The following is a 24992-nucleotide window of genomic DNA, read 5'->3' as shown; positions in this document are numbered from 1 at the left end:
TTAGGAAAGAGAAGCGCGACGCAGCGGGCCGCGCTTCCGTACTGCCGTTATTTACCGGCGGCTGTGCGCCACTGTTTGATGTAATCCAGACGTTTTTTCGGCTGCAGGTACTCCAGCAGGCTTTCGTCTACCGGGATAGGCTTCAGCGCGTTACCTGACATTTTGGTCAGGCCGTCGATATCGTTTTTGCCTTCGATATCGTTACGCAGCGAGGGGATATCAGCCTGGTTAGCCAGAATGGTTTGCCCTTTTTCAGAGAGGACGTAATCGAGCCACAGCTTCGCCGCATGGCTGTTCTGCGCCTGCTGGCTGATAAAGGAGACGCGCGACAGCACCAGCATGTAGTCCTTCGGATAGGAGATGCCCAGCGATGGATCGGTTTTGGCGCGCGCTTCCGCGTAGGAGCCGAGAATATTAAAGCCGATCAGGTTTTCGCCGGAAGAGACCCGCTCCATCATGGTGCCGGTAGAGGACTGCACCGCCAGGCCGCCTTTCGCCACATCCGCCAGCGTTTTGAAATAGTTGGGATCGGCTTTGAAATCCTGTACCGAGAGCATAAAACCTAACCCCGATTTCTCAATATCATAGGTGGTCACTTTGCTCTTGAATTTATCGGTCTGGCTGGCGATCAGCTTCGCCAGCGCGGCGTGGGAATCGGGCACGTCGCCAGCCGGGATCAGCCGTTTGTTATAGATGATCACCACCGGCTCGTAGGTGGTGCCGTAGGCGCGGTTTTTCCAGACCGCCCACTTCGGCAGCTGGCCGAGTTCGGGCGACTGATACTCCTGCGCGTAGTCGGTGGCCAGCTTCAGGCCGGTGTCCATCGAGGAGCTCCAGACCACATCGCCGCTGGTGCCGCCGGAGGCCTGTTCGCTGATAAAACGGTTGTACAGCTCGGTGCTGTTCATATCGTTATATTCAACCTTAATGCCAGGATAGGTCGCTTCAAAGCCTTTGATCAGCGGCCCGGCGGCTTTGACATCGGTGGTGGAATAGACCACGACCTTGCCTTCTTTGGTCGCGGCGTCGATAACGCCCTGATAGTCCGCCGGATAGCCCTGGGGCAGCGCGGAGAAGGCGGAGCAGGAGATAAATACGGTAGCGGCAACCAGAGTAAGAGGATATTTGTTCGACATTATATTTAACCTTTTAGTTACACCTTAGGAACTAAGGGTCAACATAGCCGAACGTGTTAGCCAGGCAAGAGGTGTCCGAACGTTATCTTCGCGAAGTGTGATTATTGGCGTTTTTTCGGCAATTAACACCATTAAAACCACGCCGGCATCGCCCGCCTCTATTGCGCGCGATCACACTATTTCAGCCCGCTTATTTTGCGGTAGAGCCGCCGGGGATGACCAATATTGCCGTACTGCATCTCGACGCCGATAAAGCCGATCTCCACGCAGTACTCCAGATAACGACGGCCGGTGGTTTTACTGATGCCGACGCTCTCTACCACCTGCTCCACCGACCAGCTGCAATCGGGCGCATCGCTAAAAAAGCGTTTAACCCGCGTCAGGGTCAGGGACTCGATGCCTTTGGTCGAGGGCGCGGGCGGCGCGTCGCTGGCTGGCAAATTGAACAGCTTGTCCAGCGCGTGCTGATCCACATTGGTCATCTGGCGCATCGTCTGCACCAGCAGCATAAACCGCTCCAGCGAGGCGCGCAGGCGATGAAAAAAAACCGGCTTGAGCAGATAGTCCAGCGCGCCGCTGCGCATCGCGTGGCTACAGGTCTGCATGTCGCTGGCGGCGGTAATAAAGATCACGGAGCAGTCAAAACGCTTCAGCAGTGGATCGTCGATCAGCGTAACGCCCTGCCCGTCCGGCAGGTAGTTATCCAGCAGCACCAGCCGCGGCTGATGCTGTTCGATCAGCTGGCGCGCCTGCTCCAGCGTGGCGGCAATCCCCACCACGCGCAGATGAAAATGCTGCTCGATAAATTCGCGATGCAAATCGGCGAGATGCGGCTCATCTTCCACAATCACCACCTCGAGCGGCTTAGCGTTGTTCATGAGAAAGTCCTGTCGAAACAGCGGGCGGGAACGGAATAAAAATCGTGAAAATGGTTCCCTGCGGCGCATTGTCGTTGATTTCGATGCTGCCGCCCGCCTGATGAACATAGCCCGCCGCCAGATAGAGGCCGATGCCGTGCTCTGAGCCGAGCGGGTCGTCGTCGCTGGCGGGCTTGCTGGTTACGCCCTGCTCAAACAGCCGGGGTTTCAGCTGCTCGTCCACGCCGCAGCCCTGATCGGCCACCTCAATCAACAGCTCCTGATTGCGATCGGAAATATAGAGTTCGACCGGCGGAGCGGGTCGCTTTACCTTGAGCGTAGCGTCTACCGCGTTATCCAGCACGTTGCCGATCACCGACATCAGAGCGGTTTCGCTAATGGTCGCCGGGATGCGGGCGAGCTGGCAGGCGGGATCAAACTTCAGCTCGATCCCTTTTTCCCGCGCGCTGACATATTTGCCCAGCAGCAGCCCGCACAGCGCCGGCGACGTAAAGCGCGCCGAGACGAAATCGAGCACCTGCTGCGCGCCGGCGGACTGCGCCTGGATATAGCGCATCGCGTCGTCATAGCGCTGCATCTGCAGCAGACCCACCAGCGTGGCGGTCCAGTTAAGCTGCTCATGGCGCATAATGCGCAAATTATCCGCGTAGCGCTTGACCTGGCTTAGCTGGCTGCTCAGGGTATTGATGTCATTTTTATCGCGGAAGCTGCAGACCCAGCCGCCCGGCACGCCGGGTTCAAGATCGATAGCGACCTGGTTGACGATCACCTGACGCTGATTGAGGACGGTGATCCTATCGTGCTGACGGCCCTTCTCCTGGCCGCCGCTCTCGCTGAGAAAGCCGGGAGGGATCTGCACCACCTCATGCAGCGGCTTGCCCAGCAGCTCACTCTCGCTGCGATCGATATCCAGCAGCTCTCTGGCGGCGCGGTTGATTAAGATCAGCTGCTTTTCGGCGTTGACGGCAAAGACCCCTTCATACATCGCTTCGAGCAGCGCTTTTTGCTGCAGCACCAGCAGCACGATATCTTTCGGCTCCAGCCAGAACATCTGCTTTTTAAGGTTGCGGCTAAAGGCCCATGAAAAGATAAACAGCAGCAGCAGCAGCGCCAGCCCGTAGAGGCTCGCCTGCCACAGCAGCCTGACGTTGATATTGGCGATCCAGGAGGTGAGATAGCCGACCGAGACGATGCCGATAACCTGATGGTGCGCATCAAAAACAGGGGCTTTGCTGCGCAGCGACACGCCGATACCGCCCTTACGCACCGAAATAATGGTTTTCCCCTGTAGCACCTCGCCATTATCGCCGCCAATCAGCGGCAGATTAATGCGCTCGGGCGATTCAGAATGGTAGAGATGCTGCTCGCGCGCGTCGCCGATCACGATATAGCTGGCGTCGCTTTGATCGCGCAGCGGCTGGATCAGCCGGGCGATGCCCGCAATATCGCGGCTCGCCACCTTTTCCGCCAGGCCGGGCATTAGCGCGATCACGCTCGCCTGTACCCGCGCGCGCTGCCCCAGATCGTGATGCAGCTGCCGATCGATAAAATGAAACAGGATAACGCCCTGCAGCGCCAGCAGCAGGCAGGAAAACAGCACCAGCGAGAGAAAGAGTTTTACCTGGAAAGGCAATCTGCGTTTCATACAACCTGTTATAAAGAGGAACGGGGGCGCGGCATCCGGCAAGACTAGCACGCAGGCAGGGCACCCGCGGCTGGCTAAGGCCAGAGTTGTGAACTGGCTACCATCTCAGCGAGACGCCTGAATCTCTGATTCAGCCGGAATTGTGAGCCGCAGCAGCTATCCATGCAGCCGTCCAGGTGTATAAGTGGTTAAAATAAATTAATATAAATGTTGCCAGTTCGCATTCCCTGTGGCTTAATAGCGCCATCGGTTTGGAATACAGACCTTATGAAAGCAGTTTTAGTAAAGCAGTCCTCAGTTCAAGTGTTATCCAAAGATACCCTTCTTCGTGAGCCTCCTCCTAAGCGCCCCATAAGTAATTCTCAGGCCATCTCTGCCGCTTTTAGTGGCTCATAAATTAAGGAAATATCTATGTCTAACAAAATGACTGGTTTAGTAAAATGGTTCAACTCTGACAAAGGTTTCGGCTTCATCACTCCGGACGACGGCAGCAAAGATGTATTCGTACACTTCTCTGCAATTCAGAGCGACAGCTACAAAACTCTCGACGAAGGCCAGAAAGTCTCTTTCACCATTGAAAATGGTGCTAAAGGCCCTGCTGCCGGCAACGTCACCGCGCTGTAAGACGCGCCCGTTATCAGCGACGCCTGGAACAGCGATGAAGGCAAAAGCCTGAGCAGCTAAGCGCCGCTGATAATGAATAAACCCGCCCCGTGCGGGTTTTTTTATATCTGTTTTCCCAGCGCTGTCCGCTCTCCCCTCGCAGCCGCGAAATTTATCATCCACACTTACCCCAAAGCCGTAGTCGGCACAGCCATTGTGCTTTACACTGCGCGCTGCAAAAACTGAGTAGATTAACGATTAAACAGGCGGTAACGGCGATGAACGGAACGATCACAACCTGGTTTCAGGACAAGGGTTTTGGATTTATCAAAGATGAAAACGGCGACAACCGCTATTTTCATGTGATCAAGGTCGCCAACCCTGAGCTGATCAAAAAGAATGCGGCGGTAACCTTCGAACCCACCACCAACAGCAAGGGGCTGTCAGCCTATGCGGTGAAAGTGGTCCCAGAGAGCAAATATATCTTTATCGCTGGCGAGCGCATCAAGCTTACCGCGATCAAATCTTTTGTGGTCTTCAGCGAAGAGGTGCCGGCAGATACCCGTATCGATAAAGAGAACACCGTGCTCTCTGTCGGCTCGCTGCTGAATAACATCAGGCCAAAAAGCGAGATCAAGCCTGGCGAAATGCGCGTGGTGAAAAAGCTGGCGATCACCACTTTCCAGGGCACCACGCTGATCTTCTCGGAAGATGAGATCGACATAGATGCCACGGCGAAAATGCTTAACGTCTGAAACAGCGCAGCGTGCCCTTCACCTACACAGGCATTATCCTGGAGACGCTTTATGAACAGTGAAATACCGATCAAATATTATGACGTTGCGGATGAGTATGCGACGGAGAGTGACAAGCCGGTTGGCGAATCGGAACGCGATTCGCTGGCGCACTATTTCCAGCTGCTGATTACGCGCCTGATGAATAATGAGGAAATCAGCGAAGAGGCGCAGCAAGAGATGGCTGTCGAAGCGGGCATCGACGCCCAGCGTATTGACGAGATCGCTGAGTTTCTTAATCAGTGGGGCAACGAGTAACCCCGCAAGGCGCGCCTGAAACCCACAAGCGCGCCGCTGCCTTTACGACTTCACGCTGCCGACCAGCTTCTTGCGCCGATCTTCCAGGCTAATAACGCGATTACAGACTTCCTGGCCGAAGTTTTTGAAGTCCTGCTCCTGATTGCTCCACTCCGCCTGAATCGACTGCTGCAGACCGCCCAGATTGCCCATAATCGCCTGCAGCGGGTTGCTGCCGCTCGCCTGCTTGCTGCCCATCTCGTTCAGACTGTCCTGCAGCACGCCGCCCATGGTGCTCTGCACCAGACGTTCGCCGTCGGCGCGCACCTGGTCGATCGCCTGATGATGAAAGGTCAGGCCGTCGTCGCGGTGTTCGATAATGCGGTTCATCTGCTGCTTCAGCTGACCGTTAAGGGTGGTCAGGCGGTTGCGCACGTTGCTGTCGGCGCCAAGCTTCTCGACGATAACCTTATCCAGCGCCACGCGGCCCTTCTCCAGGCGCGACGAGGCTCCGCTATCGATCCACGGCAGATCGCGGCGCAGCGCATTCTGGTAGTCGATAGCCTGCTGACGCTGCGCGTTATTCACCGCCACTTTCTGGCCGTTAAGCTGCACATCGCCCTGCGGGGAGATCTCCAGGTTGCCGTTCGCGCCGACCACCTGCACGCTTTGCGGCTTGATGATCACGTCATCCTGCGGTTTGACGCTGCACTCCCAGGCAGCCTGCGCCTGCGTCGCTGCCAGCAGCAGCGCGGCGATAAGCGTTTTACGAACCATAATCTCTCCCTAACAATTGAACCAGCCGCGGTAATGACAGGTCGGCCGTCGGCGGCGCAGCGCGACTGGCGACGGCCAGCGCACAGCCTCCGCAGCGTACTGAAGTACGTGAGGAAGGCGAGCACTGCCCGGCGTCAGGAGCGCCAGCCAGCCAGGCCGATACGGAACTTAGTCCCACCAGACGTCGAAAAGTTCGGTAACCTGAACATCACTCAGCTGACGATCTTCCAGCCACTTGCGCACCAGCTCGCGGTGCTCGTCGGTGCATTTGCCAGTCTTCTGCAGGCAAACCAGTCCTTCCCACACCAGATAGCCGCTGCCGTCATAGGCCAGCCCGTTGGGCGCAATGACTTCGTTGATAAAATCGTCGACGGTTTTATCAATCTCCTGCTCCGAGGTGTTGTCGGCGAAGCGCCAGGCGACCGAGAAGCCCAGCTCCTGAAACTCGTCGATATGCAGTTTTTTACGTAAACGACGGCTGCGATGTGTGGCCATTATTTAATCCTCTCAAACATTAAGTCCCAAACGCCGTGGCCCAGTCGCTGCCCGCGCTGCTCGAATTTGGTCAGTGGACGCGTCTCCGGACGCGGCACATAGTCCTGGGTTTCCGACTGATTCTTGTAGCCGTCGATGCTGTTCATTACTTCCAGCATATGTTCAGCGTAGGCTTCCCAGTCGGTCGCCATATGGAAAACGCCGCCCAGCTTCAGCTTGCGCATCACCAGCTCGGCGAAAGGCGTCTGCACGATGCGGCGCTTGTTGTGACGCGCTTTATGCCAGGGATCGGGAAAGAAAAGCTGCACCATACGCAGCGAATTATCGGGGATCATCTTCTCCAGCACTTCCACCGCGTCGTGACACATCACGCGCAGGTTCTCAACGTTCGCCTCTTTTGCGGACGCGAGACAGGCACCCACGCCCGGCGCGTGTACTTCGATGCCGAGGAAGTTCTGCTGCGGATTGTTCTGCGCCATCGTCACCAGCGAAGCGCCCATGCCGAAGCCGATCTCCAGCACCACCGGCGCGTCGCGGCCAAACAGGCCCGTCAGATCCAGCGGCTCGGGTTGAAACTCAACGCCCATCTCCGGCCAGTATTGGTCGAGCGCCAGCTGCTGTCCTTTTGTCAGACGCCCCTGGCGGCGCACAAAACTGCGAATACGGCGCAGTGGCCGCCCGTTCTCATCAAATTCCGGAGTGATGACGTCATTAATCATGTTGTAGCCTGCTGAGTAGCCTGTTTGGGAAAGGCGCATTATGCAAAGTTAATTAGCAGAAGCAAGCCCTTGCAATCTTCAGGTTTACACCGGGGCCGCGCCTGTGCTGGAATGCCTGCCTGAGTGTAGAGTAATCACGGAAAATTTCCTTCTTATGATGCAAGCGCCGCAGTTCGCGCAACAGGTGCTGGACTGGTATCAGCGCTTTGGCCGCAAGACCCTGCCGTGGCAGCAGGAGAAAACGCCTTATAAAGTATGGCTCTCAGAAGTCATGCTGCAGCAGACCCAGGTCGCCACCGTTATTCCCTATTTCGAACGCTTTATGGCGCGCTTTCCTGCCGTTGCCGATCTGGCCGCCGCGCCGATCGACGAGGTGCTGCACCTCTGGACCGGGCTGGGCTACTACGCCCGCGCGCGCAACCTGCATAAGGCGGCGAAGCAGATCGTCGACCAGCATCAGGGCGAGTTCCCGCGCAGCTTCGATGAGGTTGCGGCGCTGCCTGGCGTTGGCCGCTCCACCGCAGGCGCGGTGCTGTCGCTGTCGCTCGGCCAGCACTTCCCGATCCTCGACGGCAACGTAAAGCGCGTGCTGGCGCGCTGCTATGCGGTGGGCGGCTGGCCGGGCAAAAAAGAGGTAGAGAAGCGGCTGTGGCAGATTAGCGAAGAGGTTACGCCAGCCGAGGGCGTCAGCCAGTTTAACCAGGCGATGATGGATCTTGGCGCGCTGGTCTGTACCCGCTCAAAGCCCAAATGCGATATCTGTCCGCTTAACAGCGGCTGCGTCGCTTACGCCAACAACAGCCAGGCGAGCTATCCCGGCAAAAAGCCGAAGCAGATCCTGCCGGAGCGCAGCGGCTGGTTTTTGCTGTTGCAGGATGGCGATGAGGTCTGGCTGGAGCAGCGTCCGCCTGTGGGATTATGGGGCGGTCTGTTCTGCTTCCCGCAGTTCCCCACTGAGGATGCGCTGCACGACTGGCTGCGGGCGCGCGGTATCGATGCAAAGCCACAGCAGCTAACCGCGTTTCGTCATACCTTCAGCCATTTCCATCTGGATATCGTGCCAATGTGGCTATCGTGGTCATCTGTCGGGGCGGCGATGGATGAACCAGGCGGTCTCTGGTATAACTTAGCCCAGCCGCCGTCAGTGGGGCTGGCGGCGCCGGTTGAGCGGCTTCTGAACGAGCTGCGTCACCCGCAACAGCTGGCCCTGCACCGGCATGAGATTGAAGAGGAAAAGTAATGAGCCGCACAATTTTTTGCACCTTCCTGCAACGCGATGCTGAAGGCCAGGATTTCCAGCTTTACCCGGGCGAACTGGGCAAACGCATTTACAATGAAATCTCCAAAGAGGCCTGGCAGAAGTGGATGGCCAAACAGACCATGTTGATCAACGAGAAGAAGCTCAACATGATGAACCCGGAAGACCGCAAGGTGCTGGAGAAGGAGATGGTGAATTTCCTGTTTGAAGGCAAAGAGGTCCACATCGAAGGCTATACGCCGCCAGAAGCATAAATTTTAGGGCCTCAGCGTTGAGGCCCCTCTCTTTTCCGGGTCAGGCACGTATTTACAATGAATAAGAAATTGCTCGCACTGCTGGTGATCGCCCCCCTTCTGGTCTCCTGTTCAGGAAAGAAGTCTTCGCAATATCACGAAGAGTGGGTAAAGGACACCAACGGCTTCGATATTTTGATGGGCCAGTTTGCGCATAACATCGAGAATATTTGGGGTATCAACGAAGTCCTGATCGCCGGGCCGAAAGATTACGTCAAATACAGCGACAACTATTACACCCGCAGCCATATCAACTTCGAAAGCGGTAACATCACGATTGAAACCATTTCCGGTACCGATCCGATGGCCAGCCTGCGCCAGGCGATCGTGACCACGCTGCTGATCGGCGACGATCCGGGCAATGTCGATCTCTATTCCGACGCTAACGATATCGTGATCAGCAAAGAGCCGCTGCTCTACGGTCAGGTGCTGGACAACACCGGCCAGCCGATTCGCTGGCAGGGCCGCGCGGGCAACTTTGCCGATTATCTGCTGCAAAACAAGCTGCAGCGCCGCGTTTCCGGCCTGCATGTTATCTACTCGGTTACCATCCCGATGGTGCCAAACCACCTCGACAAGCGTGCGCACAAATATCTGCCGATGGTGCGTAAGGCTGCCGAGCAGTACGGCGTCGACGCCTCGCTGATTCTGGCGATTATGCAGACCGAGTCGAGCTTTAACCCCTATGCGGTCAGCCATTCCGACGCGCTGGGGCTGATGCAGGTGGTGCAGCATACCGCAGGCGTGGATGTGTTCCGCATGAAGGGCAAGTGGGGCAAGCCGAGCCGCAGCTATCTGCTCGATCCCGAGAATAATATCGACGCGGGCACCGCCTATCTTTCGCTGCTGCAAAACAACTATCTGGGCGGGATTCAGGATCCGCTGTCGCGTCGCTATGCGGTGATCACCGCCTACAACGGCGGCGCGGGCAGCGTGCTGCGCGTTTTCTCCAGCGATAAGGATCGCGCCTTTAACGCTATTAATAATATGTCGCCGGGGCAGGTTTATAACACGCTGACAACGCAGCATCCGTCTGCGGAGTCGCGGCGCTATTTGTATAAGGTGAGCACGGCGCAGCGTAGCTATCGGCGTTATTGATGGGGAGTGGGTGCTGAGCGGGTTCCCGCCCGATTGCAGTTTCTCTTTCGGGCAGGCGACTCAGGTTCGCTGCGCGAACAGGCGCTGAGCGGGTTCCCGCCCGATTGCAGTTTCTCTTTCGGGCAGGCGACTCAGGTTCGCTGCGCGAACAGCTCTGAGCGGGTTCCGCCCGCCAGGCGGCAGGGAGTTTCAGCAGCTCCGCTGCCGGCGTGCGTGTTAAGGGGCTCGCCAGCCCCTTAACAATCCCGGCTTCCGGCAGCCTCCACGCCGCGCTTCGCGCGGTCCCTTCGTTGCTTACGTCGGCCGCACGGACCGGTCGGGACAGGCCGTCCTGGCCTGGCCCTCCCTCTCGCCGACGTCCTGTCGGCTCGTCCTGGCCGCCGTGCGCGCCTCAGCGTGTCGGATGCCTCTGATACTGCCCCGCCTGTAATTTCCCTGTTTTTTATTAACGGCTGCGTTGTCTGTATGTAGGGTTCGCGTTTACAGCGATAAGGTTGCGGTTGTTATTAACGACGGTGTCGTCTGTATGCAAGGTTCACGCTTTCAGCGATAAGGTTACGGTTTCATTAACGACGGTGTCGTCTGAATACATGATTCACGCCTGCAGCGATAAGGTTGCGTCTTTAAGAGTCAGGACGTGCAGCGGGGGGTGTGGGGGCCATCGCAGCCGCTGAGCGGAGGAAGGATTTCAGGACGAGCGGCAGGGATGCCGCGAAGAGGCTGGCATGAGCCAGGAATGGCGAATCCAGCCGGTCCGTCAGAAATCCTGACAGAGCGAAGGGACCCGCGCAGCGGGCGGGTGAGCTGGCCCGGGGCGCGGGTGCAGGGCCGGCGCCTACCGGCCCTGCTCGGTCGCCCGCAGAGGGCGAAATGAAACTGCCCGGCTGCCGGGCGAACGAAACCCGCTCGCAGCCGCCTGCGCAGCAGGCATCCCGCCCAGCAAACGAAACCCGCTCAGAGCCGCCTGCGCAGCAGGCTACCAGCTCAGTAAACGAAACAAAATGAGAGCCGCCGCCTGCATAGCGGGCAACCCGCCAGCAAACGAATCCCGCTCAGGCCCGCCTGCGCAGCAGGCAACGCCACCCGTCCGTCAGGCAACCCACCCGTCAGGCCTGCCCCCCCTCCACCATCATATTCGCCACCAGCCGCAGGCGCCCCTGCCCGTCATCCTCGGTATAAACCCCCTGCAGCTCCGGCGAGAAGCCCGGCAGCTGGTTGATCCCCTCCTCCAGCGCCAGGAAATAGCGCTGCACCGCGCCGCCCCACACCTCGCCCGGCACCACGCAGAGCACGCCTGGCGGATAAGGTAGCGCCCCTTCGGCGGCAATGCGCCCTTCGGCTTGCGCAATCGGCACCAGCTCGACGTCGCCGCGAATATAGGCCTGATGGGCGTCCTGTGGATTCACCTTCACCGCCGGGAAGCTCTGCTGGCGGAACATCGCCTTTTGCAAATCCTTCACGTCGAAGCTGACGTAGAGATCGTGCATCTCCTGGCAGAGCTGGCGCAGGGTATAGCCCCTGTAGCGCGCCTGATTCTTGCGATAAATGGTCGGCAGCACCTCCGCCAGCGGCGCATCTTCTCTGACGTGCTGTTCGAACTGCGCCAGCATCGCCACCAGATGGGCCATCTTCTCCGGGCTCTCCGCCGGCGTCAGCAGAAACAGAATAGAGTTAAGGTCGCACTTCTCCGGCACGATGCCGTTTTCGCGCAGATAGTTCGCCAGGATCGTCGCGGGAATACCGAAGTCGGCGTACTCCCCGCTCGCCGCGTCAATTCCCGGCGTAGTCAGCAGCAGCTTACAGGGGTCGACCAGATACTGATCCCGGGCATAGCCGCCAAAGCCGTGCCACCGCGCCTCGGGCTCAAAGCTAAAGTAGCGGCTGTCGCGGGCGATGGTCTCCGTCGGCGCATCCTGCCAGCGCGCGCCGTTAACCTGCTCCGGCACAAACGGCAGGATCATCTCGCAGCGCTCGAGGATCGCCTTGCGCGTCTCGATGCCGAGCGTCACGCACGACTGCCACAGCTGACGGCCCGCCTCGCCCTGATGCATTTTGGCGTTGACGTCCAGCGCGGCGAACAGCGGATAAAAGGGACTGGTTGAGGCGTGCAGCATAAAGGCGTTATTCAGCCGCTTGTGCGGACAAAAGCGCTTCTGCCCGCGAATATGGTTATCTTTTTTATGGATCTGCGAGGTCTGTGAAAAGCCCGCCAGCTGCTTATGCACCGACTGGGTAACGAAAATGCCGGGATCGTTCTCGGTAAGCTCCAGCGTCAGCGGCGAGGTGCCCGCCATCACCGGAATAAACTGCTCATAGCCGAGCCACGCGGAGTCGAACAGAATGTAGTCGCAGAGATGCCCGATGCGATCCACCACCTGCCGCGCGTTATAGACCGTGCCGTCGTAGGTGCCGAGCTGAATTATCGCCAGCCGGAAGGGACGCGTCTCCCCGGCGCGCTGCGGCGCCACCTCCTTGATCTGCTCGCGCAGCCAGGCCTCGTCGAAGCAGTGCGCGTCGATGCCGCCGATAAACCCGAACGGATTACGCGCCGCCTCAAGATAGACCGGCGTCGCGCCTGCCTGAATCAGCGCGCCGTGATGGTTCGATTTATGGTTATTACGGTCAAACAGCACCAGATCGCCGCGCGTCAGCAGCGCGTTGGTCACCACTTTATTGGCGCTGGAGGTGCCGTTCAGCACAAAGTAGGTTTTATCCGCGTTGAACACCTTTGCCGCGAACTTCTGCGCATCTTTCGCCGAGCCTTCATGGATCAGCAGATCCCCTAACTTGACGTCGGCATTGCACATATCGGAACGAAAAACGTTCTCGCCGTAGAAATCGAAAAACTGCCTTCCCGCCGGATGCTTACGGAAAAACGCCCCGCCCTGATGCCCAGGACAGGCGAAGGTGCTGTTCTGCATATCGACATAGCGCATCAGGGTGTCGAAAAACGGCGGCAGCAGGTTCGCCTCATACTCCGCTGCAGCCGCTTCCAGCGCCGCCCACTCCTGAGCGGAGCCGTTCAGCTCGCCGGTCACGCCTGGCAGATGCAGCACATCCTCTTCCCAGGCGTTGGCGACAAATACCGGCAGGTTAAAGCCGGTATGGCGCAGCAGCGCCAGCACGCCGCTGCGGGTATCGGCCAGCGAGACGACCACCGCCGCCACGTCGGTAAAGTCGGTGTTGTCCAGCGTCACTACGTCACGCCCGGTATTCAGAGTAAGGCTGGGAGCCACAGCGGCGCTGGCGGCAATTTTCAGTGGTGTCATAACACAAATCCCCAACGGTGAAGGATGAGTGGGTGCCAGAGGCACGGCAATAGGGAAGATTCCCCGGCGAATAACGTCAGGCGGAAGCGGAGAGAGAGCGAAAAGCAAAGCCGCACCCGATAGACATCAGTAAAGCCAGATCGCGTCTGTCTTTACGCATGCCCAACAGCGAACGTTTAGCTGGCCTCACCGCATGAGGCGCGGGAAGGATTGACAGCAGCGAGCAGAGGAGAGCGCCTTGCGCGCAGGGCAAAGCGAGCGGAGGCAAGTGCTGTTGCGCATTGTTCCGGCCAAATCGGCATCCTCAACGGTAGGCGAAAAGAGGCGCAATCATGTCATTTTTTTCGCGGGGGAACAACCCGCCCGATGAAACAGACCTGCAACATAAAAAACAGCAACTCAATGATAAATAAGCCTTTAAAAAAATATCGCGTTATATAATCGCTTAATTATCTTAACTTTTTGAAATATTATGCAGCGGCCTGCCCCCTCTCTACCCCTCGCCGTCGAGGAGGAGTAGACTGACCGGCACATTTCCTGATTGCCGGAGGCTGCATGTTTACAGCATTAGTCATTGAAAATGATGAGCAAGGCTACCGCTCCAACCTGAAAACCCTCAACGAATCCCAGCTGCCCGACCATGATGTGACCGTCGACGTCGCTTACTCCACGCTGAACTACAAAGACGCGCTCGCCATCTGCAATAAAGGCCCTATCGTGCGCCAGTTCCCGATGGTGCCGGGCATCGATTTCGTCGGCCGCGTCACCGCCAGCCGCCATCCAGAATGGCAGCTGGACGACGTGGCACTGCTGACCGGCTGGGGCGTCGGCGAGAAACAGTGGGGTGGCCTGGCGCAGAAGGCGAGCGTACCCGGCGACTGGCTGGTAGAGGTGCCCGCCGCCCTGAGCCCGCTACAGACCATGGCGATCGGCACCGCGGGCTTTACCGCAATGCTGTGCGTGATGGCGCTGGAGAAACAGGGCGTAACGCCGGATCGCGGTCCGGTGCTGGTCACCGGCGCCAGCGGTGGCGTCGGCAGCTTCAGCGTCAGCCTGCTGGCCCGCCTGGGCTATGAGGTGATCGCCGCCAGCGGACGCGCCAGCGACGAAGGCTATTTGATCGACACCCTCGGCGCGCGTTCGGTTATCGACCGCAGCGAGCTGTCGCAGCCCGGCAAGCCGCTGGCGAAAGAGCGCTGGGCGGCAGCGATCGACAGCGTCGGCAGCCACACGCTGAGCAACGTGCTGGCCGCAACCCAGCGCGACGGCGTGGTCGCCGCCTGCGGCATGGCGCAGGGGCTGGATCTGCCCGCCAGCGTGGCGCCCTTTATCCTGCGCGGCGTGACCCTGGCCGGCGTCGACAGCGTGATGTGCCCGAAACCGCTGCGCCAGCAGGCGTGGCAGCGCCTCGGCGAACTGCTGAACGGCGATATTCTGACGCAGCTTACGACGCTGATCCCGCTCAGCGAAGCGAAACAGGGCGCGCAGGATCTGCTGGACGGCAAGGTGCGCGGCCGCCTGATCGTCGACTGCCGCTAAGGATTTTGATGCAGGGCGACGTCGCGCAGCAGCACCGCAAGACGCTCCAGCGCAAACTGCGCGCCCTGCTCCATGACCGATTTCGGCTCGCCCTCGAAGCGTCGCGTCTCCGCCACAACGCTGCCGTCGGGCAAGCCCCAGCCAAACCAGATGGTGCCCGCGGGCGTGCCGTCTTCGCCGCCGTCTGGGCCGGCATAGCCGGTAATCGCCAGGCTGACCGGCTCGCCGGAGCGCTCGCGGGCGCCAGTTGCCATCTCGCGCGCGGTCTCTTCGCTCACTGCGGTATGCGCTTCAAGGGTTTCCGGCCGCACGCCCAGCAGCTGGCTTTTCGCCGTATCGCTGTAGGTCACGAAGCCGCTGGTATAGAAGTTGCCGCTATTTTCCACTTTTGCCAGCGTCATGCTGATCAAGCCAGCGGTGCAGGACTCGGCGGTCGCTAACCGCCACTCAGAGGAGAGAAGACGCTCGCCAAGCTGTTCGGCGGCCTGATCTAGTGCATCGTTCATAGGTTGCTTCCCTGTTCAGTGATTCAGAGTAGCAAGTATGGTCGAAAATCCGCAGGCCGCTAAGCGCTAACGCTATGAATAGTAAGCCAAACGGCGCTAAAGGCGCAGCTGAATCGTCGGCCTGCCGCTCTCCTGATGCGAGGAAACGCGCAGGTCTGCCCGATACCAGCGGGTCAGCGTCTCCTCGGTCATCACCGCCTGCGGCGAACCCTGCGCCACCAGTTTGCCCTGATGCAGCAGCAGAATGCGATCCGCCCAGAGCGCGGCCAGGTTGAGATCGTGCAGCACGGCGCACACGCCGAAATCGCCCTGGCGCGATAGCCGGTGCAGCAGCCGCAGCGTGCTCTGCTGCCAGTAGAGATCGAGCGCCGAGGTCGGCTCGTCGAGAAACAGCCAGCCGCGCGGTGCGCCGTCGCACCAGAGCTGCGCCAGCACGCGCGCCAGCTGTACGCGCTGCTGTTCGCCGCCGGAAAGCTGCCGATAGTCGCGCCCGGCCAGCTCACCGCAGCCGGTCAGCGCCATCACCTCCTCAACGATGGCCGCCGTACCGGCGGCTGGCCAGGGCGCGCGCCCCATCGCCACCACGGCGGCGGCGGGCAGTGCAAAGGCGAGCGGATTCTGCTGCCGCATCACCGCACGCCGCTGCGCCAGCCGCGCGCGCGGCCACTCCGCTAAGGAGCGGCCGCCCAGCCGGCATTCGCCTCTGTCGGGGGGCAAAAAGCCGGTCAGCATACGCAGCAGCGTTGACTTGCCTGCGCCGTTTGGGCCAATCAGCGCCACCAGCTCGCCCGAGGCCAGCGACAGATCCAGCGCGTCGATCACTATTCGTCCGCCCGGCGCATAGCGCAGGCGGCGCGCCTCTAACCGCTCCATTATTCCACTCCTTGCTGCTGGCGCAGGATCAGCCAGAGAAACCAGGGGCCGCCCAGCAGGCTGGTCAGCAGCCCCACCGGCATCTCGGCGGGCACCACGACGGTGCGCGCCAGCGTATCCGCCAGCAGCAGCAGGATGGCACCCGCCAGCGCCGAACCCGGCAGCATCCAGCGGTGATCGCTGCCGAGACAGAAACGCATTACATGCGGCACCACTAAGCCCACGAAACCGATAATGCCGCTGACCGAAACCGCCGCGCCCACCAGCAGCGCGCTCAGCGTCAGCAGCTGCCGCTGGGTGCGCCTGACGTCAAGCCCCATATAGTGCGCATCCTCTTCGCCCAGCTGCAGCAAATTCAGATGGCGCGCGCGCCGCTGCGTCAGCAGCAAGGCGGGCAGGATAAAGGCGGTGCACACCGCCAGCATCGGCCACTGCGCCTGGCTCAGGCTGCCCATACCCCACAGCGAGAGCTGGCGCAGCTGGCGATCGTCGCTCAGCCAGGAGAGCACGCCCACCGCCGCGCCGCACAGCGCGTTGATGGCGATCCCCACCAGCAGCAGGCGCGCCAGACTGCCCTGCGCCCGCTGGCTGAGGCTGAAGATCAGCAGCATCACCGCCAGGCTGCCGAGAAAGGCCGCCAGGGTTGGCAGCCAGAGCGACAGCAGCGGCGGCAGCGTCAGCGGCAGAAGAATGGCGATCGCCACGGCCAGTCCCGCGCCGCTGCTGATGCCGAGCAGGCCGGGATCGGCGAGCGGGTTGCGAAACAGCCCCTGCATCACCGCGCCAGAGAGCGCCAGCGCCATGCCGATAAGCACCGCCAGCAGCACGCGCGGCAGGCGGATATGCAGCCAGATCTGCCAGGCCATATCGCTGAGCGGCGTTTGCCACAGCGTGCGCGGCGACAGCGACATGGCGCCGAAACTCGCCGCCAGCGCCATCGCCGCCAGCATGCTCGCCAGCATCAGCGCCAGCCAGCGCAGCGCAGCGCCACTACTCATGCCGCGCCGCTTCCGCCGCTTTGCGCAGCTTAACGATGGCGCCTGGCGTATCCAGGCCAAAACCGAGCAGCGCCATCTCATCGATCACCAGCAGGTTTTTATGCTGGCCCGCCGGGGTCAGCGCCAGGCCGGGCAGCTGCCACACCTTATCTTCGTCGCCCAGCGTTTTCAGGCCATCGTTGCCGATCACCACCAGATCGGGCGCGGCGGCGATAATGCCCTCCTGCGACAGCGGCTGATAGTGCGGAACCGCCGCCATAGCGTTAATCAGGCCCGCGCTGCGGATGGCGCCGTCGGCGGCGGTATCGCTGCCCGCCGCCAGCGACTTCATGCCGCTGTGCGTCATAATAAACAGCACCTTCACCGGCAGCGGCCGCTTCGGCAGCGCCGCCAGCGTCCGGTTAACCTGCTGCGCCAGCGCCTGCGCCTCTTCATCGCGGTGCAACGCCTTACCGATGGCGGCGATCTTTTTAGGGATCGCCTCAAGGCTGTTCTCGCCGGTGATCGCCACCACCTTGACGCCAGCCTGGGCAACCTGCTGCAGCGCCAGCGACGGTTTTGCCAGCTCGCTGCTCAGCACCAGCGTCGGCTTCAGCGCCAGGATGCCTTCGGCGTTGAGCTGACGCATATAGCCGATATCCGGCAGACGCTTCGCCAGCGCCGGATGCTGGCTGGTGCTGTCGCGCGCCACCAGCGCCTGCTGCGCCCCCAGCGCGTAGACAATCTGCGTGACGTCGCCGCCGATGGTGATGACGCGATCCGCCGCCAGCGACGGCAGCGCCAGCAGCAGCAGCATTAATCCGGGGATCAGCCGTTTCATACCTCTTCTCCCGCCGCGCTCAGCGAGGTCACCTGCTCGCGCCAGCGCGCCTGCTCCGGCGTGCCTTCGCTGCGCTGGCCGTAGAGCTGGGCGATCTGCGTGCCGTCGGCCGCAAACAGCTCCAGGCTGGTGACAAAGCCGTCGCCGCTCGGTTTGCGTGTCACCCAGCTCTCATGGATCTGGTCTGCCATCAGGTGCAGGGTGAAGTGCGGGTTAAACAGGTTGAGCCAGTTATCCATCGGCACCACTTTTTCCACCGCCCCGGTAAAGATCTGGGTGCAGCCGCGATTGCCGACGAAGATCATAATTTCATTGCCCTCCTGCTGCGCCAGCGTCAGCAGCCGCGCCAGCGCGTCGTTATCCACGCGCCACGCCAGATCGCGGCCTGCCGCGCGAAACGCCTGCGGGCGCGAGACATTGTGGCGCTTCAGCAGCGCGAAAAACTGATGCACGTCGGTCATGGCGCGCCACTCGCGGTCGAGGGCGGCGGCGTCGATATGCCGGGCGAAGCTCGCCGCCTCTACCGGCTCGACGCGCAGCGCGGCGGGCGCATCCTCAGCGAAGCGCGCAATCAGCGCCCGCCAGGCTGGCATATCGGTGTGGTCGGTGGCATAGATTTTCAGCACCGCGTCGCCGTAACGATCGAAAATCTGAATGCTCTGCCGCTCGCCGCCCCCGCTCTGCTCGCGCAGAAAGAAAGCGCTGCGCCACTGGCTAAGGAAGAAGCGCAGGTCGAGGGCGCGCGGGTTCAGCACCAGCCCGGCGTGCTCGCCCAGCTTCAGGTTCTGATAGCGGCCCAGATGCTCATGCACCGCATATGCATTGCGGGTGATGTTTTTCGTTTCGCCGACCGCCTCCAGCGCCAGCAGCAGCGCGCGGAACTGCGGTTTCAGCGGCTGCGCCTCATGGCCGACGCGCGCCTCGCACAGCGCGGCTTCGCTGATGCCCATTAACGCCGCCAGCTCGCGGGCATATTTTTTCGGATGTTCGCTTTTCAGCGTCTGGTAGTGCTGCCACAGTAAATTCATAGCGCCTTGCTCCCGTAAGAAAAGCGCCCTGCGCCTGCGCAGGGCGATCCAGTGATCAGAAATCGACGTTGACGCCCAGCTGGTAAGTCCGGCCCGGCATCACCGCCAGCGCCAGATCGTTACGATCCTGCGCGGTATCGCTGGTCAGCGCGCGGCTGCTGGTGTAATCCCGATATTTGCGGTCGGTCAGGTTATAGATACCGCCGCTCAGCCTGACGTGTTTCGCTATCTGCCAGTAAGCCGTTGCATCCACCATGCCATATCCCGGCACGCGCATATACTCGCCGGTGGCATCAGCAATCGCCGCGCCGCTGTTGCTGTAGCTTTCGCGGTTAGTCTGCGTGGCGCGCTTGCCTTTCACAAAGGTGGCGGTGACGGCAGCACCATAGCCGCGCTGTGCGTCATCCCACGCCAGGCCGACGATCGCCTTCATCGGCGCGACGCTATCAAGGTCGACATATTTGTCCCCGGCGTAGCTCGATTTCGACTTCCCTTCGTTATAGCCCAGCGCAAAGGTGGCGCTCAGCCCGTCGACCTGCTGGAACCAGCTGCCAAAGTTCAGCCTGGTCGCCAGCTCAGCGCCGTAGATATAGGCTTTGTCGCGGTTTTCCGCCTGATAGGTGGTATAGATATTACCCGGCACGTTAACAAACTTATCGGGATTGCCAGCGCGGGTGTAGCGCGTATAGGCGATAAAGTTTTTATACCGGTTATAGAACAGCGAGCCGTTTACCGTTACGCCTTTTACCGGCTCGCCTTTCAGGCCCCACTCAACATTGTTACTGGTTTCGGTGTCGAGATCCGTATTGCCCACCAGCGCGTACTGGGCGCGGCCCGCGTAGCTGGAGCCGAGGTTCCAGGAGCCGTAAAGCTGGCTGGCGGTCGGGAATTGCACGCCGCGCTTGTACTGCAGATAAGTGGTGAGCGTCGGCGTCAGATCGTACTGGAAGGTGAGCGATGGCAGCACCTCGGTATCGCTGTTGCCGGATCCGTAGAGCGTTTCCAGCTGCGTCTCGTTCAGCACGCTGCTGCCGGCGGCGAGACTGGAGAGGTTGCGCGGTTTGGTATTTTGATAGATCACCCGCACGCCGGGAACGATCGCAACGTTATGGCTGTTGAGATCGACGTTAATCTTGTCCTGCAGATAACCGGCAACGGTGTAGCTGCGGCTGTCGGCCTGCGGCTGCATAATCACGCTGTACTGGCTCTGCACGGGCGACTGGCGGAACGGGCGCTCGGTATTTTCCGTGCGGGCGTTGACGCCGGCGCTTAGCTCATGGCGGCCGACGGTTTTGCTGGCGCGGGTGTCGAAGCCCAGGCTGCGCGTGTTGTAATCCGAATAGACGCGTTCATAGGCGCGGGCGCTGGCCGGCATCCAGGTATTGTCGTGGGATTCGGTTTTCTGCCAGTAGAGCCGCGTGGTCAGCGTATCCAGCAGGTCGCTATAGGGCGTCCACTCATCCGCCAGGCTGACGCCAAAACGACGCGTGTCGCTCTGCTGCTGCGCAGTGCCCCAGATGGTGTTGCCAGAGCTATCCCAGCCGTCGTAGTGGGTGTGGTTGGTTTTATGGTAGTAGTCAAAGGTGGCGCTCAGCTTGTGGAGCTCGTTGGGCTGCCAGATGCCGGAGGTCATAAAGGCGTCGGAGTGCCAGTTAGCCGGGTAAGCATCCTTTACGCCACTGTTGTTTTGGGTTTCCTGGCCGTCGCGACGGCTGTAAACAAACAGCCCGCGCAGCTCATCGTCCCCCGCCGCCGCCGTGATGCCGTTGTGCCAGCTGCGGCTGGAAGAGTCGTAGTTGCTCTGATAGCCGAAGAAGGTGGTTTTGGCGCTGCTCAGGTAGTCGTCGGCGCTTTTGTTATGGAAAGAGACGTTGCCGCCGATAGAGGCGTTAGGCTGATCGACCGCCGTGGCACCTTTTTCAATCTCGACGCTGCTGAACATATAGGGATCGATATAGTCGCCGCGGCCGATGCCGAAGGTGTTATTGCCGGCGCGGCTGGCGTAGGCGCGGCCGGTGGCGTCCGGCAGCGGAATGCCGTCAACGTCGAGGCCGACGCGATTGCTCTCCAGCCCGCGAATGTTGTAGCCGCTGTAGCCGGCGCGGTCGAAGCCGCTTTTGCCCGAGGAGGAGCCGCCCGCCGAGCCCTGGGCGGCGATCAGCGGCTCATATCGCATAATGGCGCCGAAGTCGTTCGCGCCGCGCTTTTGCAGATCGACTACGGTCAGAGTGGTTGAATTGCCCGCTTTCGGCTTCGGCGCGGTAACGGTCATCACCGTATCGCTGCTTTCTGCGCTGGCGGCGTAGCCGCAGGCGGCGTGAACAGATGAGGCCAGCAGCGCAATTTTACACAGCCGCTGATGGTTCAGTCCCTGGAAGATTAAAGACATAAGCGCAAATACCTTTTTGATTGTTAGTATTTGCTCACTTACTTGCTGTCAGTAGCTAAATGCCGGTTTCTTAAATAAAACCGTAAAGAGAAATGTTATTTTTATTACGAATTATTTCGCCAGAAATGTAATGCAAGTGGTAATCATTATCAACTAGCTTTAAAGTAAGATGTATCTTACACCGCACGATTTGCTAAGCTGCCCCGTGCGCCCTTCTCTTTTTCGCTATGGAAAAACGCTATGACTGAGAAACCGTCCGTCACCATTCACTACTGCACGCAGTGCAACTGGATGCTGCGCTCCGCCTGGATGGCGCAGGAGCTGCTGCAAACTTTCGCGGACGATCTGGCGGCGGTTACGCTTAAACCAGGCACCGGCGGCGTTTTCGTGATTACCATTGATGGCGAAACGATCTGGGAGCGTAAGCGCGACGGCGGTTTTCCCGACGCGGCGGCGCTGAAGCAGCGCGTGCGCGACCGCTGCTTCCCGGAGCGTTCGCTGGGTCACGTGGACAAGAACAGGCCCTGAGGCCGGGGCGTTAGCTGGCGGCGATCTTATCCGCCGCCGCATTCAGCGCATCAACCACCTTTTGCAGCGTTTCCGGCGAGATATCTTCCTGCGACAGGCGGCTGTTGAGCGTAACGCGCATGCGGTGAATCGCCCGATCGACGTCAGGAAGGCTGCGGTTGTTCACCAGCACCGCCAGCGACGAGAGACGCTCAATAAGGTGCTCGATATGCGCCTGCTGTTCGGCGAGCCGCGCGCGTCCCGCCGCATTCAGCGTATAGGCCTTGCGCGACGCCTGCGCATCCACCACGCGGATAGCGTCCATCTCTTCCAGCAGCGTCAGGTTGGGGTAAATAATGCCGGGGCTGGGGGAGTACTCCCCTTTAGAAAGCTCTTCAATTGACTTGATCAGCTCATAGCCGTGCGCATCGTTTTGCGCGAGGAAGTGCAGCATCAGCAGGCGGATATCGCTGGCATCCAGCATCTTTTCACGACGTTTACGGCGACCGCCGCACCCGCCGCGCGAGGCGGAATCCTGATGACACGAAAAAGCCGGATCCTGTTTCATTGCCTGCCTGAAGGGGAGTTTTTACGGGAGGGTGATAGTAGTCCGCCGCCTGGCAAAATTCAACACGGGCGGCGGCGGTGGCTTATCTGGCGTGCCAGTAAGCGACGGCGCGCACAAAGGCGGCATCCAGGCCGCGACGCTCCACAAAGTAGTCGCCGAGCGCCCTGGCAAACGCGCCTTCACCGGTCAGCCAGATAAAGTAGTCCTCCTGCGGCACGGCGATGTTATCCAGCTCGGCGATCAGCGCGTCAAGCTTACCCGCCTGCGCCGCGCCGCTGCCGAGCCAGCGCACGTTCACGCCGCTCAGATCCGGCAGGTAGTCGCGCCCGGTCGCTTCATCCACGCAGGCGAACAGATGCAGATCCTGCGCTTCGGCAGCTGCCATGCGCCGCTTCAGGGCCGGCAGGCTGGTTTCGTCGCAGACGTAGAGCTGGAAGGCGTAGTCGGTGGGCACCACCAGCGAGCCGCGCGGGCCGCCGATAATTAACTGCTCGCCCTCCTGCGCCCGCTGCGCCCAGCCGCTGGCAACGCCGCCCTCATGGATATAGAAATCGATCGTCAGCGAGGACTCGCCATCGAAGGCGAGCGGCGTATAGTCGCGCGCCGGCGGACGAGCGCCCTCCGCCCAGACGACGCCTTCGTCAGTCATCTGCGGCAGCGGCAGCGCCGCGCTGCCCCCCTGCGGGAAGAAGAGTTTGATATGGTCATCAAAGCCCGGCGAAGCGAAGCCCGCCAGGTCGCTGCCGTGGAAGACCACGCGCCAGAATTCACCGGCGATTAACGTTTTGCTGGCGACGGTGATGCGGCGGAAACGCAGTTCGTTACGCACGCGCTGCGGCGCGCGGCTGCGGGACGCTCGGTTTTCGGAATACATAGGTTCTCCTTTTACGCAGCTGGCCGGGCCGTGGGCTGCAAACGTCAGTGCACAGGTTAATTCATGAATGATTCTCATTTGAGGCGCTCAGATTACTCATGATATATCTTAGGCGCAAGGATCGATTGTGCTATTTCCGCGCAGCCGAAAACCTGCGCGGGCGAGCGCCTGCACAGGTTTATCAGAAGAGAGACAGAGCGAAGGCGCGTCCCGGATAGGCGCGCGTAGCGATCAGAGGGTGTCGCTTAAGGCGTCTGAGCGGAACGGCTGTTGCGACTGCTGCGGCAGCGCATTGTCGCCCAGGATTTCGTGCTGGGCTGGCTGGGCATGCGGATGCAGGCCAGCAGGCGGCGTAAAGGGTTCAGCCATTTGGGCGCTGGCGAAAAGCGGCAACGCAGCAAGCGCCGTAACAAGGAACAGCGTAGAAATTTTCATGATTGTCGTCGTGTTAACTGTCTGGTTCAGAAAGAACCTGAAAGGCAGATGAATATCCAGTCCGGCAGGCCATATGCAAGATATCTGCATGGCTCCCGGGTTAAGGCAGGAATTTTACGCCAGATAACGCATCCATTTTATAAAATCGTGCGGTTTATCACGTTTCACCGCACGAAAAGCTGCTGTCAGCTCTGCGTGACCGGAATTGAGAAGAGGCCGACCAGCGCATCCGGCGTTGAGGCTTTCATATCCAGCCGCAGCAGATCTTTGCCCTGGCGGCGCGCGACGCCCAGCGCGGGCAGATGTACATAATAGAGATCGGCGATAAAGCGCGTTAGCTGCTCCGGCGCGCCCTGCCAGGGGACGGTGGCGTAGAGGCCGCGCGCTGAGGTCCAGTTGACGATTTGCGATCCCAGTATGTCGGCGTGCTGGCTCTCCAGCGCCTGGAACAGGCTGATATGCTGCTGTTCCGCCGCCGAGCTGCCTGGGCCGTACTGAAAGCCGAGCCAGCCGCGCTCGACGTGGGGCGACGCCAGCTGCACGAAATGGCGCGCCTGCTGCGCGACGGTTTGCGCATGGTCGCGCACGTAGTCGCCGAATTTGCACTCCCACTCGATCAGTTCGCCGCGCAGCTGCAGCTCATCGCGCTCCACCAGCTGCGCCTTTAGCATTTCGCCATGTACTGAGATTGGCCCGTGAAAGCTTTTCAGCTGTAGTTCGGGCACGCGGCGAAAGGCGCCCGGCGTGAGGGAGAAGTGGCTTTTGAAGACGCGAGTGAAGTTTTGCTGGTTATCGAAGCCGAAACGCACCGCGATGTCGATCAGCGGCATGCGCGTCAGGCGCAGCGCCATAGCAGACATGGTCAGGCGACGCTTGCGCGTGTAGGCCGCCAGCGTCTGGCCGGTCATTTCTTTGAACATGCGCTGCATGTGCCATTTGGAGTAGCCGGATTTGAGGGTGATCAGATCGATATTGAGGTCGTCGGTCAGATTCGCCTCAATCCAGTCCACCAGATCGCTGATGTACTGTTTTTTAACGTTCAGGCTAAGCATTCGGTGTGGATCGTAGAAAATTTTGCGAGATTAGCCACATAATTATAACAAGAACGTTTTAGGTATGTAAGAAAGGGTAAATGAAGCCAGAGCTAAGCGCGGCTAAATGGCACTTTATGTTTAGTCTGATAACTGAACAGTAGAGTGTGGCATAGAGCGCTTTTGTTACGGGTGTGGGTGCGGGTAAGCGGGTGCGGGTGC

General features: G+C 60.1%; 25 protein-coding genes. 8 read left to right on the top strand and 17 right to left on the bottom strand.

What is annotated here, in order from left to right; genetic code table 11:
* Window positions 1-47: 47 nt before the first annotated feature.
* The 3 genes from LB453_RS05880 to LB453_RS05870 all read right to left on the bottom strand — a co-directional run bounded on the left by LB453_RS05880 (window position 48) and on the right by LB453_RS05870 (window position 3659).
* A complete protein-coding gene (locus LB453_RS05880; protein ID WP_103794732.1) occupies window positions 48-1136 on the bottom strand; it encodes an ABC transporter substrate-binding protein in 1089 nt (362 codons plus the stop codon).
* 176 nt (window positions 1137-1312) lie between these two features.
* Window positions 1313-2014, bottom strand: a complete 702-nt coding sequence (locus LB453_RS05875) for a response regulator (protein WP_103794731.1) — start codon at window positions 2012-2014, stop codon at window positions 1313-1315.
* Window positions 2001-3659 (bottom strand): sensor histidine kinase, encoded by a 1659-nt coding sequence (locus tag LB453_RS05870; RefSeq protein ID WP_103794730.1) that lies wholly within the window; start codon window positions 3657-3659, stop codon window positions 2001-2003. The genes LB453_RS05875 and LB453_RS05870 overlap by 14 nt, the downstream gene beginning before the upstream one ends.
* Before the next feature lie 411 nt (window positions 3660-4070).
* Between LB453_RS05870 and cspA the strand changes: the two genes are divergently transcribed.
* The 3 genes from cspA (at window position 4071) to LB453_RS05855 (ending at window position 5314) form a co-directional block, all read left to right on the top strand.
* On the top strand, window positions 4071-4283 hold the full coding sequence (gene cspA, locus LB453_RS05865) for an RNA chaperone/antiterminator CspA (protein WP_023479762.1): 213 nt from the start codon (window positions 4071-4073) through the stop codon (window positions 4281-4283).
* Window positions 4284-4540: 257 nt separating this feature from the next.
* Window positions 4541-5017 carry a cold-shock protein gene (locus tag LB453_RS05860; protein WP_103794729.1) on the top strand — a complete coding sequence of 159 codons (477 nt, stop codon included), beginning with the start codon at window positions 4541-4543 and terminating at the stop codon, window positions 5015-5017.
* 51 nt (window positions 5018-5068) lie between these two features.
* On the top strand, window positions 5069-5314 hold the full coding sequence (locus LB453_RS05855) for a DUF2543 family protein (RefSeq protein WP_103794728.1): 246 nt from the start codon (window positions 5069-5071) through the stop codon (window positions 5312-5314).
* Window positions 5315-5356: 42 nt separating this feature from the next.
* Here the strand turns inward: LB453_RS05855 and LB453_RS05850 are convergent, their stop codons facing one another.
* The 3 genes from LB453_RS05850 to trmB all read right to left on the bottom strand — a co-directional run bounded on the left by LB453_RS05850 (window position 5357) and on the right by trmB (window position 7284).
* Window positions 5357-6070 carry a DUF2884 domain-containing protein gene (locus LB453_RS05850; protein WP_103794727.1) on the bottom strand — a complete coding sequence of 238 codons (714 nt, stop codon included), beginning with the start codon at window positions 6068-6070 and terminating at the stop codon, window positions 5357-5359.
* 168 nt (window positions 6071-6238) lie between these two features.
* Window positions 6239-6565 carry a YggL family protein gene (locus LB453_RS05845; protein ID WP_103794726.1) on the bottom strand — a complete coding sequence of 109 codons (327 nt, stop codon included), beginning with the start codon at window positions 6563-6565 and terminating at the stop codon, window positions 6239-6241.
* Entirely contained in the window at window positions 6565-7284 is a 720-nt protein-coding gene (trmB, locus tag LB453_RS05840; RefSeq protein ID WP_103794725.1) for a tRNA (guanosine(46)-N7)-methyltransferase TrmB, read from the bottom strand. The genes LB453_RS05845 and trmB overlap by 1 nt, the downstream gene beginning before the upstream one ends.
* A gap of 154 nt (window positions 7285-7438) precedes the next feature.
* Here trmB and mutY point away from each other — a divergent pair, with 154 nt between their 5' ends.
* From mutY to mltC, 3 genes are read left to right on the top strand one after another with little or no spacing between them, the layout of a single operon-like run.
* Window positions 7439-8524 carry an A/G-specific adenine glycosylase gene (gene mutY / locus LB453_RS05835; protein WP_103794724.1) on the top strand — a complete coding sequence of 362 codons (1086 nt, stop codon included), beginning with the start codon at window positions 7439-7441 and terminating at the stop codon, window positions 8522-8524.
* Window positions 8524-8796 carry an oxidative damage protection protein gene (locus LB453_RS05830; protein WP_033792153.1) on the top strand — a complete coding sequence of 91 codons (273 nt, stop codon included), beginning with the start codon at window positions 8524-8526 and terminating at the stop codon, window positions 8794-8796. Before mutY ends, LB453_RS05830 begins: the two co-directional genes overlap by 1 nt.
* A 57-nt stretch (window positions 8797-8853) precedes the next feature.
* Complete coding sequence (mltC, locus tag LB453_RS05825; protein WP_103794723.1) at window positions 8854-9933, top strand: membrane-bound lytic murein transglycosylase MltC; 1080 nt, start codon at window positions 8854-8856, stop codon at window positions 9931-9933.
* A gap of 1106 nt (window positions 9934-11039) precedes the next feature.
* Here the strand turns inward: mltC and LB453_RS05820 are convergent.
* Window positions 11040-13202 (bottom strand): ornithine decarboxylase, encoded by a 2163-nt coding sequence (locus LB453_RS05820; protein ID WP_103794722.1) that lies wholly within the window; start codon window positions 13200-13202, stop codon window positions 11040-11042.
* A gap of 555 nt (window positions 13203-13757) precedes the next feature.
* Between LB453_RS05820 and LB453_RS05815 the strand changes: the two genes are divergently transcribed.
* Entirely contained in the window at window positions 13758-14741 is a 984-nt protein-coding gene (locus tag LB453_RS05815; protein WP_103794721.1) for an MDR family oxidoreductase, read from the top strand.
* Here LB453_RS05815 and LB453_RS05810 read toward each other — a convergent pair.
* The 6 genes from LB453_RS05810 to LB453_RS05785 form a co-directional block, all read right to left on the bottom strand.
* Window positions 14738-15247, bottom strand: a complete 510-nt coding sequence (locus LB453_RS05810) for a CinA family protein (RefSeq protein WP_103794720.1) — start codon at window positions 15245-15247, stop codon at window positions 14738-14740. The two genes, LB453_RS05815 and LB453_RS05810, sit on opposite strands and share 4 nt — an antisense overlap.
* A gap of 96 nt (window positions 15248-15343) precedes the next feature.
* Window positions 15344-16120, bottom strand: coding sequence for a heme ABC transporter ATP-binding protein (locus tag LB453_RS05805; RefSeq protein WP_199187295.1), 777 nt, complete (start codon window positions 16118-16120; stop codon window positions 15344-15346).
* Window positions 16120-17118, bottom strand: a complete 999-nt coding sequence (locus tag LB453_RS05800) for a FecCD family ABC transporter permease (RefSeq protein WP_103794718.1) — start codon at window positions 17116-17118, stop codon at window positions 16120-16122. Before LB453_RS05800 ends, LB453_RS05805 begins: the two co-directional genes overlap by 1 nt.
* Window positions 17111-17938, bottom strand: a complete 828-nt coding sequence (locus LB453_RS05795) for a hemin ABC transporter substrate-binding protein (protein ID WP_103794717.1) — start codon at window positions 17936-17938, stop codon at window positions 17111-17113. Before LB453_RS05795 ends, LB453_RS05800 begins: the two co-directional genes overlap by 8 nt.
* Complete coding sequence (locus tag LB453_RS05790; RefSeq protein WP_103794716.1) at window positions 17935-18966, bottom strand: hemin-degrading factor; 1032 nt, start codon at window positions 18964-18966, stop codon at window positions 17935-17937. The genes LB453_RS05795 and LB453_RS05790 overlap by 4 nt, the downstream gene beginning before the upstream one ends.
* 55 nt (window positions 18967-19021) lie before the next feature.
* The gene (locus LB453_RS05785) at window positions 19022-21346 is read right to left on the bottom strand and encodes a TonB-dependent receptor domain-containing protein (RefSeq protein WP_411970215.1); all 2325 of its coding nucleotides are present in this window, start codon (window positions 21344-21346) and stop codon (window positions 19022-19024) included.
* Window positions 21347-21595: 249 nt separating this feature from the next.
* Here LB453_RS05785 and LB453_RS05780 point away from each other — a divergent pair, with 249 nt between their 5' ends.
* Entirely contained in the window at window positions 21596-21883 is a 288-nt protein-coding gene (locus LB453_RS05780; protein ID WP_103794714.1) for a SelT/SelW/SelH family protein, read from the top strand.
* Between the two features lie 10 nt (window positions 21884-21893).
* On the opposite strand, the gene LB453_RS05775 is transcribed toward LB453_RS05780, so the two are convergent.
* The 4 genes from LB453_RS05775 to LB453_RS05760 form a co-directional block, all read right to left on the bottom strand.
* Window positions 21894-22430 carry a PadR family transcriptional regulator gene (locus LB453_RS05775; protein WP_103794713.1) on the bottom strand — a complete coding sequence of 179 codons (537 nt, stop codon included), beginning with the start codon at window positions 22428-22430 and terminating at the stop codon, window positions 21894-21896.
* An 82-nt stretch (window positions 22431-22512) separates the two neighbouring features.
* Complete coding sequence (locus tag LB453_RS05770; RefSeq protein ID WP_103794712.1) at window positions 22513-23304, bottom strand: siderophore-interacting protein; 792 nt, start codon at window positions 23302-23304, stop codon at window positions 22513-22515.
* 231 nt (window positions 23305-23535) lie between these two features.
* Window positions 23536-23739, bottom strand: a complete 204-nt coding sequence (locus LB453_RS05765; RefSeq protein ID WP_103794711.1) for a hypothetical protein — start codon at window positions 23737-23739, stop codon at window positions 23536-23538.
* 185 nt (window positions 23740-23924) lie between these two features.
* On the bottom strand, window positions 23925-24791 hold the full coding sequence (locus LB453_RS05760; protein ID WP_103794710.1) for a helix-turn-helix domain-containing protein: 867 nt from the start codon (window positions 24789-24791) through the stop codon (window positions 23925-23927).
* Window positions 24792-24992 lie beyond the last annotated feature (201 nt).

Origin of the sequence: Pantoea agglomerans (assembly GCF_020149765.1) — a bacterium.
Lineage (GTDB): Bacteria > Pseudomonadota > Gammaproteobacteria > Enterobacterales > Enterobacteriaceae > Pantoea > Pantoea alvi.
The sequence above is the reverse complement of the archived record's forward strand: the minus strand, read 5'-3'. Positions and strand labels throughout refer to the sequence as shown.